This window comes from Erwinia amylovora, assembly GCF_017161565.1.
Lineage (GTDB): Bacteria > Pseudomonadota > Gammaproteobacteria > Enterobacterales > Enterobacteriaceae > Erwinia > Erwinia amylovora.
This window is the reverse complement of the sequence record NZ_CP066796.1, coordinates 2,325,224-2,340,274: the sequence shown is the minus strand read 5'-3', so window position 1 is coordinate 2,340,274 and position 15,051 is coordinate 2,325,224. Positions and strand designations below refer to the sequence as shown.

The window sequence follows — 15,051 nt, the reverse complement described above, 5'->3', positions numbered from 1 at the left end:
GGTGAATTTATGGGCAGTCATAGCGTACCAACAGAGTGCGAATACTTACTGGAGATGACCGCTGTCAGTAAGTCTTTTCCCGGGGTTAAAGCGCTCGATAACGTCAATCTGAGGGTTCGTCCGCATTCTGTTCATGCCTTAATGGGGGAGAATGGTGCGGGCAAGTCTACGCTGCTAAAATGCCTGTTTGGTATTTATGCTAAAGACAGCGGCAGCATTATTTTCCGTGGGATGGCAGTGAATTACCACAGCGCGAAAGAGGCGCTGGAAAATGGCGTTTCAATGGTGCATCAGGAATTAAACCTGGTGCTGCAGCGTAGCGTCATGGACAATATGTGGCTTGGGCGTTATCCGCAAAAAGGGTTATTCGTCGACCAGGATAAAATGTATCTTGATACAAAAGCGATATTCGACGAGCTGGATATTAATATTGACCCACGCGATAAAGTGGTCACGCTGTCCGTCTCGCAAATGCAGATGGTCGAAATTGCCAAGGCGTTCTCCTATGACGCTAAAATAGTCATCATGGATGAGCCGACCTCGTCGTTAACGGAAAAGGAAGTCAACCATCTTTTCACCATTATCCGCAAGTTGAAGGATCGCGGCTGCGGTATTATCTACATCTCGCACAAAATGGAAGAGATATTTCAGCTGTGCGATGAAATAACCATTCTTCGCGACGGCCAGTGGATTGCCACCCGGCCGCTTGCAGGCCTGGATATGGATCAAATCATCGCCATGATGGTTGGACGTTCACTTAATCAGCGTTTTCCTGATAAAACCAACGTGCCGGGCGAGACCATCCTTGAAGTACGCAACCTGTCCTCGCTGCGCCAGCCGTCCATTCGCGATGTTTCTTTCGATCTTCGTCAGGGGGAAATCCTCGGTATTGCCGGGCTGGTGGGAGCGAAACGTACCGATATTGTCGAGACCCTGTTTGGCATTCGCGAAAAATCAGCGGGTACCATCCGGCTGCACGGCAAAGCGATCAATAATCACAGCGCCAATGAAGCCATTAATCACGGATTTGCGCTGGTGACCGAAGAACGGCGTTCTACCGGTATTTATGCCTATCTGGATATTGGATTCAATTCGCTGATTTCAAACATCGCCAAATATAAAAACCGCATTGGGCTATTGGATAACCGCCGCATGAAAAGCGATACCCAATGGGTCATTGATGCGATGCGGGTAAAAACGCCGGGGCATTATACCGCCATCGGTTCCTTATCCGGTGGTAATCAGCAGAAAGTGATCATTGGCCGCTGGTTGTTGACCCAGCCGGAAGTTCTGATGCTGGATGAACCCACGCGCGGCATTGACGTGGGGGCAAAGTTTGAAATCTATCAGCTGATTGCAGAACTGGCAAAAAAAGGTAAGGGGATCATCATCATCTCTTCTGAAATGCCGGAATTATTAGGGATCACCGACCGGATACTGGTAATGAGTAATGGCCTGGTAGCCGGCATTGTTGAGACCAAAACAACGACGCAAAACGAAATATTGCGTTTGGCTTCATTGCACCTTTAATTATTGACGGGTTGTAACTATGAAAGCGGTAAATAAGAAAAATGCGCTCACCTGGCTTAAAGAGGGAGGCATTTATGTGGTGCTGCTGGTGTTGCTGGCCATCATTATTATCCAGGATCCGACGTTTTTAAGTTTAATGAACCTGAGTAATGTTCTGACTCAGTCATCGGTGCGGGTGATCATCGCGCTGGGCGTCGCCGGACTGATTGTAACCCAGGGAACCGATCTGTCCGCCGGGCGTCAGGTGGGGCTGGCCGCCGTGGTGGCCGCCACGCTGTTACAGTCGATGGACAACGCTAACAAGGTCTTTCCGCAGCTGGAAACGCTGCCGATTGCACTGGTGGTGGTGATCGTCTGCGCCATCGGCGCGCTGATTGGGCTGCTTAACGGTGTGATTATTGCTTACCTGAAGGTAACGCCGTTTATCACTACTCTGGGCACCATGATTATCGTTTACGGGGTGAACTCACTCTATTACGACCATGTGGGCGCATCGCCGGTCGCCGGTTTTGACGAGAAGTTTTCCACCTTTGCCCAGGGCTTTCTGCGCATTGGTGACTTCAAACTCTCATATATTACCTTCTATGCGCTGATTGCCGTGTTTTTGGTGTGGGTCCTGTGGACTAAAACGCGCTTCGGTAAAAACATTTTTGCTATCGGCGGTAATCCGGAGGCCGCGCGCGTCTCTGGCGTCAACGTGCCGTTTAACCTGATTCTCGTCTATGCCCTGTCCGGGGTGTTCTACGCGTTCGGTGGCATGCTGGAAGCGGGGCGTATCGGTTCGGCTACCAATAACCTCGGCTTTATGTACGAGCTGGACGCGATTGCTGCCTGTGTGGTGGGCGGCGTGTCGTTTGCCGGTGGGGTTGGAACGGTGGCCGGCGTGGTAACCGGGGTGATTATCTTTACGGTGATCAACTACGGTTTGACCTATATCGGCGTCAATCCTTACTGGCAGTACATTATTAAAGGCAGCATTATTATCTTCGCCGTGGCGCTGGACTCACTCAAGTACGCACGTAAGAAATAGTGATGAGACAGGCGATGATGCTGTGCCAGAGGCTGGCCGTCACGTCAGCCATTTACTTCTTCTGCTGTAATTCCAGCAGCTGCTCCGGGCTGACTGCCGGATAACTTTGTGCATCCTCCGGCACGTCATGGCGGGCTGGGATCGGCACCAGCGGGCCGAGAAAACGCGGCTCGCGCTTCATGACATACAGATCGGCCAGCGCCCCGAGGCGGGCTGCCACTTCGCGCAGCCGCACGCTCATCATATTCTTTGGTGACGGCACCGCATAGCACTGGGCCTGAATCCCCATATGCAGCGCAATCAACAGCGCGCGTTCGCAGTGGAAACGCTGGGTGATGATAATAAAATCATTGGTATCAAACACTTTGCGCGTACGTACGATGGAATCGAGCGTACGAAAACCGGCATAGTCCAGCACGATATCAGAAGGATCCACGCCGGCGGCGATCAGGTCACGGCGCATGGTCATCGGCTCGTTGTAGCTCTGCCGGGCATTGTCTCCGCTCAGCAGCAGGTAATTGACCTTCCCGCTGTTATACGCGTTCAATGCGCCCTGCATACGATAGAGGTAATACTGATTGATCACCCCGGTACGGTAAAACTTGGCGGTTCCCAGTACCACGCCAACCTGACGATGCGGCAGCGCTTGCAGATCGTCATACACGTAGGGTGCCGTTTTCCAGCTGACCCAGCGATCGAGGCCGAGTGCGGTCGCTGCTATCAACGTAATGATGATAATCAGACCATAAATCAGGCGTATCAACATGATGAACTGCACTCGGATTGGCAGGTGAGAGGGGGTCAAGGCTACTTGAGGCAGCGAGGTGAAGCAAGTCACTCCGTGCCAGGTGGGGGATTTTCAGGCAAATCCTCTGTTATTGCTGGTATCACGGCGGGTTTGATTAAAGCGCCTTCTCAGATACCAGCAATAAGGGGGTTACGCGATCAGATTGAGGTACGACGATAATTACGGTACTGCGGCAGCCAGAAGTTGGCAGCTATGGCTTTCGACAGCACGTCTTCAGGGGTTACCACCGCCACGCCAGCCAGCTGGGCCGCTTTGCCAACCGCCATCGCGATCACTTTCGACACGCCCTGGATATCTTTGACTTCCGGCAGTACCGGGCCTTTGCCGTCATTAACCAATGGTGAGCAGTCGGCCAGCGCCCGACTGGCCGCCATCAGCATGCTGTCGGTAACGCGAGTGGCACCGGAAGCAATCACCCCAAGGCCAATGCCGGGGAAGATATAGGAGTTGTTGCACTGGGCAACAGGATACGTTTTATCCTTCCAGCTAACCGGAGAGAACGGGCTGCCGGTTGCCACCAGCGCGCTGCCATCGGTCCAGGTCATGATGTCCTGTGGGGTAGCTTCTACTCGCGATGTCGGGTTAGACAGCGGCATGATGATTGGGCGCGCACAGTGTTTGTACATCTCGCGCACGATCTCTTCGCTGAACAGACCCGGCTGACCGGAAACGCCGATCATAATGTCAGGTTTGGCGTTACGCACTACGTCCAGCAGCGATAGCGCATCGCTGGCGCTGTCCCAGTCGGCCAGATCTTCACTTTTCTGCACCAGCCTGCTCTGGAAGTTCAACAGATTTGGCAGTTTGTCCGTCAACAGGCCAAAGCGGTCAACCATAAACACCCGCGCGCGTGCTTCTTCGTCGCTCAATCCTTCTGATTTCATCTGTGCAATGATCTGCTCGGCAATACCACAGCCGGCTGAACCGGCGCCGAGGAACACCACCTTCTGTTCGCACAGTTTGCTGCCTGCGGCACGGCTGGCGGCAATCAGCGTGCCCAGCGTCACGGCCGCAGTCCCCTGGATGTCATCGTTAAAGCAGCACACCTCGTCGCGGTAGCGTTCAAGCAACGGCATGGCATTTTTTTGCGCGAAGTCTTCGAACTGCAACAGCACGTTTGGCCAGCGGCTCTTCACCGCGTGGATAAATTCATTGACGAAATTGTCGTACTCTTCGCCGGTGATGCGCGGGTGACGCCAGCCCATGTACAGTGGGTCGTTCAGCAGCTGCTGATTATTCGTACCGACATCAAGAACGACGGGCAGTGTATACGCCGGGCTGATGCCGCCACAGGCGGTGTAAAGGGACAGCTTGCCAATCGGGATGCCCATGCCGCCAATACCCTGGTCGCCGAGGCCGAGGATCCGCTCGCCGTCGGTAACGACGATCACCTTGACGTTTTGCTTGGTGGCATTCTGCAACATGTCTTCGATGTTGGCGCGATTCGGGTAAGAGATAAACAGACCGCGGGCGCGGCGGTAGATTTCGGAAAAGTGTTCACAGGCAGCGCCAACGGTCGGCGTGTAGATAATCGGCATCATCTCTTCCAGATGATTGTCCAGCAGGCGATAGAACAGGGTTTCGTTGGTGTCCTGGATATTGCGCAGATAGACGTGTTTATCGTTATTGTTTTTGAAGTCCTGGAATTGACGCCACGCGCGTTCTGCCTGCTCCTCGATGCTTTCTACCGTTTCCGGCAGCAGCCCGTTGAGATTAAAGTCATTACGTTCTTCAATCGAGAAAGCGCTGCCTTTATTCAACAGCGGAAATTCCAGCAGGATAGGGCCAGCGTAGGGGATGTACAGCGATCGTTTACTTTCGTATTCGAGTTCCATGTAATGCTTACTCTTTCAGGATCGGGATGGTGTGGCACCAATCCTAAAATAATTCATCTGAAAGTACAGCGTTTGTTAACAGCTGAAAACAAATGCGGTACTTTTTGCCGTCTTAAAGACCATTTTTTACACTTATCCCAATGGAATGGTGACGAAATCCTGGCACCCCAGCGCCGCCAGCAGTGCTGCGCTGGCGTTTTGCTGGCTCAGCTTTGCTCCTGGCGCTTCAGCCAGCACCGCACGCCTGATATCGTGCAGATCCTCTCCGGCCAGGTTGAGTAAATTCAACGCGCCTTGCAACGGCGGCAGGCTGGGGTTAAAGGCGGCATTTTCTGCATAGCGACCGGCAAAGATGGCTCCGGCGCGGGTTTGCAGCGCAACGCCGCTCCATGCCCCGGTGTAAGGCGCATGACTGCGGTTGGCGGCAGACAGCGCGGCCTGTTGCAGCGCATCGCCCCGGGGGGCGATGCCGTGGTCGACATCGTCCATCAGCAGGGTGGTAATGGCCAGATCGCGTGGTCCGAAGGAGTCCGGCAGATAGTGGCCAAGCGTGGCGGCGGCGCGGCCCGGTAGTTCGATCATCAGCCCGGATCCGCTGTTCAGTTCATTCATAAACTGGCGGCAGTGGCCGCACGGCGTGTAATTAACGGTGATGCCAGCCAGCGCGTTTTCCCCTCGCAGCCAGGCATGCGTGACCGCGCTCTGTTCGGCATGGACCGTTTGCTGCATGGTGGCGCCGACGAATTCCATATTGGCACCAAACCACAACGTGCCGCTTTCGCCCCGGGCTATAGCCCCCACGCTAAAGCCAGACAGCGGTGCAACGGCGCAGGCCGCCGCCAGCGGCAGCAGGGCAAAGGCCAGTTCGCTGTCGTTGAATTCACACTGTTTCTTCAGGGCAACGGCCTGTTCTGCGCTGATAAACCCGGCAAAGTCCGCAGCGGATAGCAGGGGTTTCAGCGCGTGCTGTAAGGGGAGGGGAAGCGTGGCAAATGCCGGCTGAAAACGTGGGTGCATAGTAAGCCTCTTGCGCTGAATGCAGCCCATATCAACGGGCCGGCAGCCAGTTATATGTGATCTAAATCGCTCTATCAATGCAATAAATGAAATGCATCACCAAAATGAGAGACTTATCGCAAGTTTTACCCGCAAAGCTTCAGCAGCAGCGGGAAAATAAACGGGGCCAGCAGCGAGGTGATAATGCCACACAACACCAACGCCAGCGAACTGAATGCCCCTTGCTGATAATCAACCTCGGCAGCGCGTGCGGTGCCCAGCGCGTGTGAAGCGCTGCCCATTGCCAGCCCGCATGCAAATTTGCTGCGTACCTGCAACAGATTGAGCAGCATATGGCCGAATACTGCGCCCAGTATGCCCGCTATCAGCACGCAGATGGCGCTGATGGCCGGAATACCGCCCAGCGTAGCGGAAACTGCCATCGCAATCGGTGTGGTCACCGATTTGGGTCACAGAGTGGCGGCGATTTGCGGTGTGGCCCCCAGCCATAATGCGATAGCGCCGCCGGAGATTATCGCCGTCAGGCTGCCAATAAAACAGATACTGAGAATTGACTTCCAGTGCATGCGGATCTGGTGCATTTGCTCGTACAGCGGCAGCGCCAGCGCCACCACTGCCGGTTGCAGAAGTTGGTTAAGCAACACGCTGCCTTGAAAATAGCGGGCATAGGGCATTTGTAGCAGCATTAACAGCAGAATGATCACCGTCATAGCAATCAATAACGGATTGCAGATGGCGATGTTGACTCTGGCCGCCAGCCTGCGTGCCGCCAGAAACACCAGCACGGTTAACGGCAGCGACCACCAGATGTCACTCATCCTTATCTCCCTGGCGTTGGTGATGGCGGCGCTCCATACGCTGCGCCACCAGAGCGGTGGTCACCAGTACCACCAGCGTGCCGACCGTGCAGGAGATGACAATCGGAGCGAACTGCGCGCTGATGATATCCATATGATCCATGATGCCCACGCTGATGGGGACGAACAGCAGCGCCATATAACGAATGAGCAGATGGCAGCCGGGTTTGACCCAGCTAAGCGGAAGGATGTTTGCGCTAAGCAGGATAAGAAGCAACAGCATGCCGAGAATACTGCCGGGGATAGCAAGGGGCAACAGCATGGCCACACCGCGACCGACATACAGACAGAGATAAATGATCAGCATGGCGCGCAGATATCGCCAGATAACGTGCAGCACGGAACGCATGTAAGCTCCTGAAACCGTCAGGGGCGGCGTAGTGGCTGCCGCCCCAATATCAGATAATAATTACTTAACCTGCTGTCCTGGCTGCGCGCCGCTGTCCGGACTGAGCAGGAAGATATCTTTTCCGCCAGGCCCTGCTGCCATCACCATCCCTTCAGACAGGCCAAAGCGCATCTTGCGTGGTGCCAGGTTGGCGACCATCACCGTCAGGCGGCCCACCAGCAGCGCCGGATCGGAGTAGGCAGCGCGAATGCCGGAGAAGACATTGCGTTTTTCGCCGCCGATATCCAGCGTCAGGCGCAGCAGTTTGTCAGAACCTTCGACCAGTTCGGCATTTTCAATCAGCGCAATGCGCAAATCCACTTTGGCGAAGTCATCAAAGCTGATGGTTTCCTGCAACGGGTCGTCTGCCAGCGGGCCGGTAACTGCCGGTTTCGCCGCGGCGGCATCGTCCTTTGAGGCGGCGATCAGCGCCTTTACCTTATCCATCTCAATACGGCTGTACAGCGCTTTGAACGCGGCAATATTGTGGTTCAGCAGCGGTTGCTCAATGCCTTCCCAGCTCAGTTGCTGATTGAGGAAGGCTTCAGCGCGTTCGGCGAGGGATGGCATCACCGGCTTCAGCCAGGTCATCAGCACGCGGAACAGGTTGATGCCCATTGAACAGATAGCCTGCAGGTCAGCGTCACGCCCTTCCTGTTTTGCCACCACCCACGGCGCCTGTTCATCCACGTAGCGGTTGGCGGCATCAGCTAATGCCATGATTTCACGTACCGCACGACTGAACTCACGGCTGGCCCAGGCCCGGGCGATGCTGTCGGATGCGTCGACAAATGTCTGATACAGCGCCGGATCGGCGAGTTCAGCAGACAGCTGGCCGGCAAAGCGCTTGTTAATAAAACCGGCGTTGCGCGAGGCAAGGTTAACCACCTTGTTAACGATATCGGCATTGACGCGCTGGACGAAATCTTCAAGGTTCAGGTCGATGTCGTCAATACGCGATGAGAGCTTGGCGGCGTAGTAGTAGCGCAGGCTGTCGGCATCGAGATGCTGAAGCCAGGTGCTGGCCTTAATAAAAGTGCCGCGTGACTTGGACATTTTCGCGCCGTTTACCGTGACATAGCCATGCACAAACAGGTTGGTCGGCTTGCGGAACTGGCTGCCTTCCAGCATCGCCGGCCAGAACAGGCTGTGGAAGTAGACGATATCTTTACCGATGAAGTGGTAAAGCTCGGCGTCAGAATCCTGCTGCCAGAAGGCATCAAAGTCGATATCTCCGCGCCTGTCGCACAGGTTCTTAAATGACCCCATGTAGCCGATGGGCGCATCCAGCCAGACATAAAAGTATTTTCCTGGTGCGTTGGGGATTTCGAAGCCGAAATAGGGCGCATCGCGCGAGATATCCCACTGCTGCAGGCCAGATTCGAACCACTCCTGCATCTTGTTGGCCACCTGCTCCTGCAACGCGCCGGAACGGGTCCAGGCCTGTAGCATGGCGCTGAACTCTGGCAGATCGAAGAAGAAGTGTTCCGAATCACGCAGCACCGGAGTTGCGCCGGATACCACCGATTTCGGCTCGATCAGCTCGGTCGGGCTGTAGGTGGCAGAACAGACTTCACAGTTATCGCCGTACTGATCCGGTGATTTACAGTTCGGGCAAGTGCCTTTAACAAAACGGTCCGGCAGGAACATGCCTTTTTCCGCATCGTAAAGTTGGGAAATCGTGCGGTTTTTGATAAAACCGTTCTCTTTCAGCCGGGTATAGATAAGTTCAGACAGTTCACGGTTCTCTTCACTGTGCGTGGAGTGGTAGTTGTCATAGCTGATATCAAAGCCGGCAAAATCAGTCTGATGTTCCTGACTCATGTCTGCAATCATCTGCTCTGGGGCAATGCCGATCTGCTGAGCTTTCAGCATGATGGGCGTACCGTGTGCATCATCCGCACAGATGAAATAAACCTGGTGGCCGCGCATTCGCTGGTAACGGACCCAAATATCGGCCTGGATATGCTCGAGCATGTGGCCGAGATGAATGGAACCATTTGCGTACGGCAGGGCGCACGTTACCAATATTTTTTCGCGACTTGAGTCATAGTAAGACTTAGCTCATACCTGTAGAAAAAGGGGTTTAGATGGTAACCGATTGCCCGACCCGGCGTAAACAAGGTGTTCAGGCGGTGGGGGATTTTACCCTTAAGGTACGTGAGGCAAGCCAGATCTGATATGCTTAACCACCCGTAGCCGCTGAACAACCCGCGAGATCAAGGAAACCCGATGATGCTATCCTCCCGGCAGCCACATACACCCGAAGCGTTACGCGCTATCGTTATGAATGTGCTGGCCACATTTGAGCACGCCAGCCTGCAGCATAATCTCATCAGGCTGAAAGCGTTGCATCACTGTGCGCTGATCGACAACCGTTTGCACATCGAACTGAGTATGCCGTTTGTCTGGCAAAGCCCGTTTGAACAGCTGAAAGACGAGGTCAGCGCTGAACTGCTGCGTCTGACCGGGGCCGGGGAAATTAGCTGGCGCTTAACGCTGAACGTGGCAACGCTGCAGCGGGTAAAAAATCGTCCCGGCGTTAACGGGGTGAAAAACATCATTGCCGTCAGCTCGGGCAAAGGGGGAGTGGGCAAATCCACCACGGCGGTTAACCTGGCGCTGGCGCTGGCGGCGGAAGGGGCGAAAGTCGGCCTGCTGGATGCGGATATTTACGGCCCGTCAATCCCGGATATGTTAGGCACCAATGACCAGCGCCCGACCTCGCCGGACGGTACACATATGGCTCCGATTGTCGTGCACGGGCTGGCAACTAACTCGATTGGCTATCTGGTAACCGAAGATAATGCCATGGTCTGGCGCGGCCCGATGGCCAGTAAAGCACTCATGCAGCTACTGAATGAGACATTATGGCCGGAACTGGATTATCTGGTGCTTGATATGCCGCCGGGCACCGGCGATATACAGCTGACGCTGGCGCAAAACGTGCCGGTGACCGGGGCGCTGGTGGTCACCACGCCACAGGACATTGCGCTGATCGATGCGCGCAAGGGCATAGTGATGTTTGAGAAGGTCAACGTGCCGGTTCTGGGCGTGGTGGAGAATATGAGCGTGCATATTTGCAGCCAGTGCGGTCATCAGGAGTCTGTCTTCGGCAGCGGCGGCGCGGAAAAACTGGCGCAGCAGTATCATACCCGCCTGCTCATTCAACTGCCGCTGCATATCAGCCTGCGTGAAGATTTGGATAACGGTGAACCAACGGTCATTCACCGCCCGGACAGCGAATTCACCGGGCTTTACCGCCAGCTGGCAATAGAGGTTTCCGCCCGGCTTTACTGGCAGGGCAACGTTATCCCGGAAGATATTGCCTTTCGTGCACTGTAATCTTCCCTGTTACGCGGCCGGTGTTTTCCCCGCGGCCGTTACACCAGGCGAACCAGCCGCTGCTGGAAACCGTCCACCATTGAGTAGTCGTAGTCAATCTTTCCGGCGTCGAACAGCTGATTGAGCAGGGTAAAGTCATTATCCGGCGTGACGTTGCAGCGGTGATTAAGCAGGGTGTCCTGGATGGTAAATGTGCTATCGCCACGCGCGATACGCTGCAGGTATTGCAGCATCTCCCAGGCGATCTTGCTCACGCCAGCCTGTTCATGAAGCAGTCTGTTCATCGTCAACTGTCCCTTCTGTCATTTAGAAAGCGCTATTAAAGCACATAGTGCATCAACAGATATTCGCCCTGATCGCTTTGCCCCTGTGCCGCCACCCGCCAGCCGTGCTTTTTATAAAAACTTTGTGCGCGCAGATTTTCCGTCTGGCATTTGAGCGCGCCGGTCGAGGTAAAGCTGCTTTGCACCGCCTGAAGCAACGCGCTGCCAGCGCCGCTGCCCTGGTATGCAGGGTCGATAAACAGGCTGTGCAGGAAATTATCGTTATCCAGCACGGCGGCGAAACCAACGCGGTGGCCCTGGTCCTCTGCCACCAGTACCCGTTCGCCCAGCGTGACGCGATCGAAGTCTTCCAGCTGCCATTCGCTGGCATCGCACCAGGTCCAGTTAGTGTTACGCGCGGCGAGAAAGAGCGTGCGCAGAAACGGACGATCGGCTTCTTTAAAAGGGCGGATTTTCAAAACGAGACTCCTGACATCAATACGCCGTACGGCAACGCCGCAAAGTTTATCTCAAAACCGTTAAAGTCGATGAAGAAAAAAGCGTGCGGTCGTGAGAGCGTTTATCTCAGCTTAGCGCAGCAGGACAGCAATGCGGGATAAACGCCTTGAACAAAATGCGACCTTCTTATCCTGTCGACATTTTCATATAATTTCAACGCTTAACGGGAACTGAGACGGTGGCTTACACCACAAATCCTTCAAAACAGACTGTGAAAATTTAACATTCATTGCCGGTGCGCAATGGCGACTGGCGATTGACCGAAGAGGTGAAAGTAAATGAGTAATAAAGCACCAATGGGGCTGTTGCTTTTGGCAGGGCTGCTTTTCTCGGCAACGGGAATGGCGACGTTAACCCAAAAAGATGATGTGGCCGCTTTGATCAACCAGCGGTTGTCCTACATGAAGGATGTGGCAGGATACAAAGCGAACAACCATCTTGCTATTGAAGATCTCTCTCAGGAGGCCAAAGTTCTCTCCGGCTCGGTGGTCTTAGCGGTAAAGCTCGGGCTGGATGGCGAGTCGGTAAAACCTTTTATACAAGCGCAAATGGATGCTGCCAAGGCGATTCAATATCGCTACCGGGCTGACTGGCTATCCGAAGCGCAAACAGGGTGGCAACCACAGCCACTGGAGCAGGTGAGATCAAAAATCAGCGTCCTGAGCACCGATATTCTGACTCATATCAGTCAACGATTAAGCAAAGGCGAGCGGTTTACCGACAAAACCGCGTTTATGCAAGGGCTTGAGCAAACCAACTTAAAAGACAGTGATAAAACCCGCTTGTGGCAGGCTTTGCAGCAAATTACCTTGCACAAGCCAGTTAAGTAGTTTTTTCCAGGTCGGCACCGCTTCACAGGAACCGGATCTATCCCGGTTGTGACAGCCGTGCCGATACCCAGGCGCGGTTAAAGGCATGGGGAATGATGCCCAAACCGCGTTATGGCTCTTCGTTGCGTGACAGCTGCTGGCGAAACAGGCACTTTCGTTCCCGGCCTGGTCCTGTTAATCCTGCTTATCCGCCCTTATCGCCGATCATTTTACCTGCTCAAGATATAATTCTGCTCTGACAGCCTTCGAATACTCACATCAACATTATTTGTTCCAGATCATCTTTTTCCCGGAAGAATAGAGATAAATTTCTTATGAGGTAAGATAATTCTTATCTGTAGGTCATTGGCTGTTAACTTTGTCAATTCACTAAAAATAAAGGTATTGCTATGCCAATAAACGATCATGACTACGTCAATTTTTCCGAAGATCACGAAATGAACTACCACGCGAGGAAAGTCGATAAGCGGGAAACGGCTATGAACCGGGAAACGCTGCGAACCATGGGGACTGAGCGTAAAGCCGCGCTACAGCAAACCCGTCTTAAACATGCGGATTTTCACCCGTACGTCAAAGAGAACAAAAATCGACTTGATTAAGATTGCAAATTTCTCACCCGGCGTGGCTGTAAGGATGAATGATGATGTGTATGTCGTAGCAATCATGCGGCAGGTCATTGATCTTTTCAGCCCGCGGCCGTCATTTCAAACCTGGACTGATCGTTCAAAGGTAACCTTTTTTTTAGCGTGATAGCCGGGCTTACAGCACGGCAGTAGCCGGGTTGCCCGGGCCGGATATGCCGTTTTGCTGCTTGCCTTCAGCCAGTCACTTCCCTATGCTAACCCACTAATAAGCGTGACCAATGACTCGGGGTGCCGTTCCTTAACAGGAACCGGCTGAGAAATACCCGTTGCACCTGAACTGGATAATGCCAGCGGAGGGAAGTCAGATGCCCACCCGGCATCGCCTTCTTGATCGCCGGTTGGGAGCCGAAATGATCCAACCTCAAGCCCTTCACCACGCCGACGTGGCCCGTTCTTTGATCCTGTTTCGCCAGCAACCTCCGCTGATTCACTGTATGACCAACGATGTGGTGCACACCTTTACCGCCAACCTGCTGCTGGCGCTGGGCGCGTCTCCGGCAATGGTGATCGATGCTGAAGAAGCCGCGCAGTTCAGCGCGATAGCCGATGCGCTACTGATCAATGTCGGTACGCTTACGCACGCGCGTAGCGAGGCGATGATGGCGGCGGTCACATCCGCTAATGCCGCCGGACGCCCCTGGACGCTGGATCCGGTGGCGGTCGGCGTGCTGGATTTCCGTACGCGCTTCTGCCAGCAGCTGCTGCAGCTGAAACCCGCCGCTATCCGCGGTAACGCCTCTGAAATTATGGCGCTGGCCGGACAATCCGTCAGCGGACGCGGCGTTGACAGCCAGCATGATTCGGGCGCGGCACTACCCTGGGCTGGCGCGCTGGCGCGGGAAAGCGGCGCGGTGGTTGCCGTCACCGGCGAGGTGGATTTCGTCACGGATGGCCAGCGGCTACTGCGCATTGGCGGCGGTTCTGCGCTGATGACGCGGGTGGTCGGCACCGGCTGTGCGCTGTCGGCGGCGGTGGCCGGCTTTACCGCGCTGACGGGCGACCGCCTGATGCATGTTGCCAGCGCCTGTCGGCTGGTTTCCCTGGCCGGGGAACGTGCTGCGGCACAGGCGCGGGGGCCTGGGAGCTTTATCCCGGCCTTGCTGGATGCGCTGTTTCAGCTGGATGCGGAGGCGCTGGCATGAAACGTATCAATGCCATGACCATTGCCGGAACTGACCCAAGCGGCGGCGCGGGCATTCAGGCCGATCTGAAAGCGTTCTCCGCGCTGGGCGTCTACGGCACCAGCGTGATCACCGCGCTGGTGGCGCAAAATACCAGCGGCGTACAGTCGGTCAGGCGCGTCGATGCCGATTTTGTCGGTGCGCAGCTGGATTCAGTGCTGTCTGACGTGCGTATTGACACCATCAAGATCGGCATGCTGGCGGACAGTGACATCGTTGAAGTGGTGGCGCAGCGGCTGAAAAAAACCAGCGCGCCCTGGATGGTGCTGGACACGGTGATGCTGGCAAAGAGCGGTGATGCGTTACTCTGCGCCGGGGCCGTCGCCACGCTGCGCGAACGGCTGCTGCCGCTGGTCTCGCTGATCACGCCCAATTTGCCTGAAGCGGCGGCATTACTTAACTGCGCCCAGGCGGGGGATGAAACGCAAATGCGGGAACAGGGCAGGGCGCTACTGGCGCTGGGTTGCCGGGCAGTGCTGATGAAGGGAGGCCATCTTAGCGATTCGGCAAGCCCGGACTGGCTGTTCACGGCGGAAGGCGAACAGCGCTTCAGTACGCCGCGCATCGCCACGTGCAATACGCACGGCACCGGCTGTTCGCTGTCGGCGGCGCTGGCGGCGCTGCGCCCACGCCATGATAACTGGGCAAATACGGTACAGGCAGCCAAACAGTGGTTACAGGGCGCGCTGATGCACGCGGACTCGCTGGAGGTTGGCCACGGACAGGGGCCGGTTCATCATTTTTATCAGTGGTGGTAGGTTCCCAGTGATAGCGAGAACCTGTAAACAGGTTGAAAAAGCGTGG

13 protein-coding genes, 2 pseudogenes and 1 riboswitch are annotated in these 15,051 nt (G+C 55.2%); of the genes and pseudogenes, 7 read left to right on the top strand and 8 right to left on the bottom strand.

Going from position 1 to position 15,051, the window contains the following annotated elements; genetic code table 11:
* The first annotated feature begins 9 nt into the window (after positions 1-9).
* A complete protein-coding gene (gene mglA, locus JGC47_RS10850; protein WP_004158408.1) occupies positions 10-1,530 on the top strand; it encodes a galactose/methyl galactoside ABC transporter ATP-binding protein MglA in 1,521 nt (506 codons plus the stop codon).
* A 19-nt stretch (positions 1,531-1,549) separates the two neighbouring features.
* Positions 1,550-2,560 (top strand): galactose/methyl galactoside ABC transporter permease MglC, encoded by a 1,011-nt coding sequence (gene mglC / locus JGC47_RS10845; RefSeq protein WP_004158404.1) that lies wholly within the window; start codon positions 1,550-1,552, stop codon positions 2,558-2,560.
* 52 nt (positions 2,561-2,612) lie between these two features.
* Here the strand turns inward: mglC and sanA are convergent, their stop codons facing one another.
* The 6 genes and pseudogenes from sanA to metG all read right to left on the bottom strand — a co-directional run bounded on the left by sanA (position 2,613) and on the right by metG (position 9,516).
* Positions 2,613-3,326 (bottom strand): outer membrane permeability protein SanA, encoded by a 714-nt coding sequence (gene sanA, locus JGC47_RS10840; RefSeq protein WP_004158403.1) that lies wholly within the window; start codon positions 3,324-3,326, stop codon positions 2,613-2,615.
* 179 nt (positions 3,327-3,505) lie between these two features.
* Complete coding sequence (locus tag JGC47_RS10835; RefSeq protein ID WP_004158402.1) at positions 3,506-5,203, bottom strand: NAD-dependent malic enzyme; 1,698 nt, start codon at positions 5,201-5,203, stop codon at positions 3,506-3,508.
* Between the two features lie 132 nt (positions 5,204-5,335).
* Positions 5,336-6,220 (bottom strand): cytidine deaminase, encoded by an 885-nt coding sequence (cdd, locus tag JGC47_RS10830; protein WP_004158401.1) that lies wholly within the window; start codon positions 6,218-6,220, stop codon positions 5,336-5,338.
* Positions 6,221-6,345: 125 nt separating this feature from the next.
* Positions 6,346-7,038 (bottom strand): annotated as a pseudogene (locus JGC47_RS10825) (CidB/LrgB family autolysis modulator).
* Positions 7,031-7,426 carry a CidA/LrgA family protein gene (locus JGC47_RS10820; RefSeq protein WP_004158399.1) on the bottom strand — a complete coding sequence of 132 codons (396 nt, stop codon included), beginning with the start codon at positions 7,424-7,426 and terminating at the stop codon, positions 7,031-7,033. The pseudogene JGC47_RS10825 and the gene JGC47_RS10820 overlap by 8 nt, the downstream one beginning before the upstream one ends.
* A 60-nt stretch (positions 7,427-7,486) precedes the next feature.
* A pseudogene (metG, locus tag JGC47_RS10815) lies at positions 7,487-9,516 on the bottom strand (methionine--tRNA ligase).
* 181 nt (positions 9,517-9,697) lie between these two features.
* Here metG and apbC point away from each other — a divergent pair.
* Positions 9,698-10,810 (top strand): iron-sulfur cluster carrier protein ApbC, encoded by a 1,113-nt coding sequence (gene apbC / locus JGC47_RS10810; RefSeq protein ID WP_004158393.1) that lies wholly within the window; start codon positions 9,698-9,700, stop codon positions 10,808-10,810.
* A 38-nt stretch (positions 10,811-10,848) separates the two neighbouring features.
* On the opposite strand, the gene JGC47_RS10805 is transcribed toward apbC, so the two are convergent.
* Positions 10,849-11,094 carry a hypothetical protein gene (locus JGC47_RS10805; RefSeq protein ID WP_004158391.1) on the bottom strand — a complete coding sequence of 82 codons (246 nt, stop codon included), beginning with the start codon at positions 11,092-11,094 and terminating at the stop codon, positions 10,849-10,851.
* 35 nt (positions 11,095-11,129) lie between these two features.
* Positions 11,130-11,552 (bottom strand): GNAT family N-acetyltransferase, encoded by a 423-nt coding sequence (locus JGC47_RS10800; protein WP_004158389.1) that lies wholly within the window; start codon positions 11,550-11,552, stop codon positions 11,130-11,132.
* Between the two features lie 318 nt (positions 11,553-11,870).
* Between JGC47_RS10800 and JGC47_RS10795 the strand changes: the two genes are divergently transcribed.
* From JGC47_RS10795 to thiD, 4 genes are all read left to right on the top strand, one after another.
* On the top strand, positions 11,871-12,422 hold the full coding sequence (locus tag JGC47_RS10795; RefSeq protein WP_004158387.1) for a chorismate mutase: 552 nt from the start codon (positions 11,871-11,873) through the stop codon (positions 12,420-12,422).
* Positions 12,423-12,811: 389 nt separating this feature from the next.
* The gene (locus tag JGC47_RS10790; RefSeq protein ID WP_004158384.1) at positions 12,812-13,021 is read left to right on the top strand and encodes a hypothetical protein; all 210 of its coding nucleotides are present in this window, start codon (positions 12,812-12,814) and stop codon (positions 13,019-13,021) included.
* A gap of 259 nt (positions 13,022-13,280) precedes the next feature.
* A riboswitch (TPP riboswitch) is annotated at positions 13,281-13,382 on the top strand.
* A 34-nt stretch (positions 13,383-13,416) separates the two neighbouring features.
* Positions 13,417-14,208: a hydroxyethylthiazole kinase gene (gene thiM, locus JGC47_RS10785; protein WP_004158379.1), complete on the top strand. Its 792-nt coding sequence runs from the start codon at positions 13,417-13,419 to the stop codon at positions 14,206-14,208.
* Positions 14,205-15,005 (top strand): bifunctional hydroxymethylpyrimidine kinase/phosphomethylpyrimidine kinase, encoded by an 801-nt coding sequence (thiD, locus tag JGC47_RS10780; RefSeq protein WP_004158377.1) that lies wholly within the window; start codon positions 14,205-14,207, stop codon positions 15,003-15,005. Before thiM ends, thiD begins: the two co-directional genes overlap by 4 nt.
* Positions 15,006-15,051: the final 46 nt, after the last annotated feature.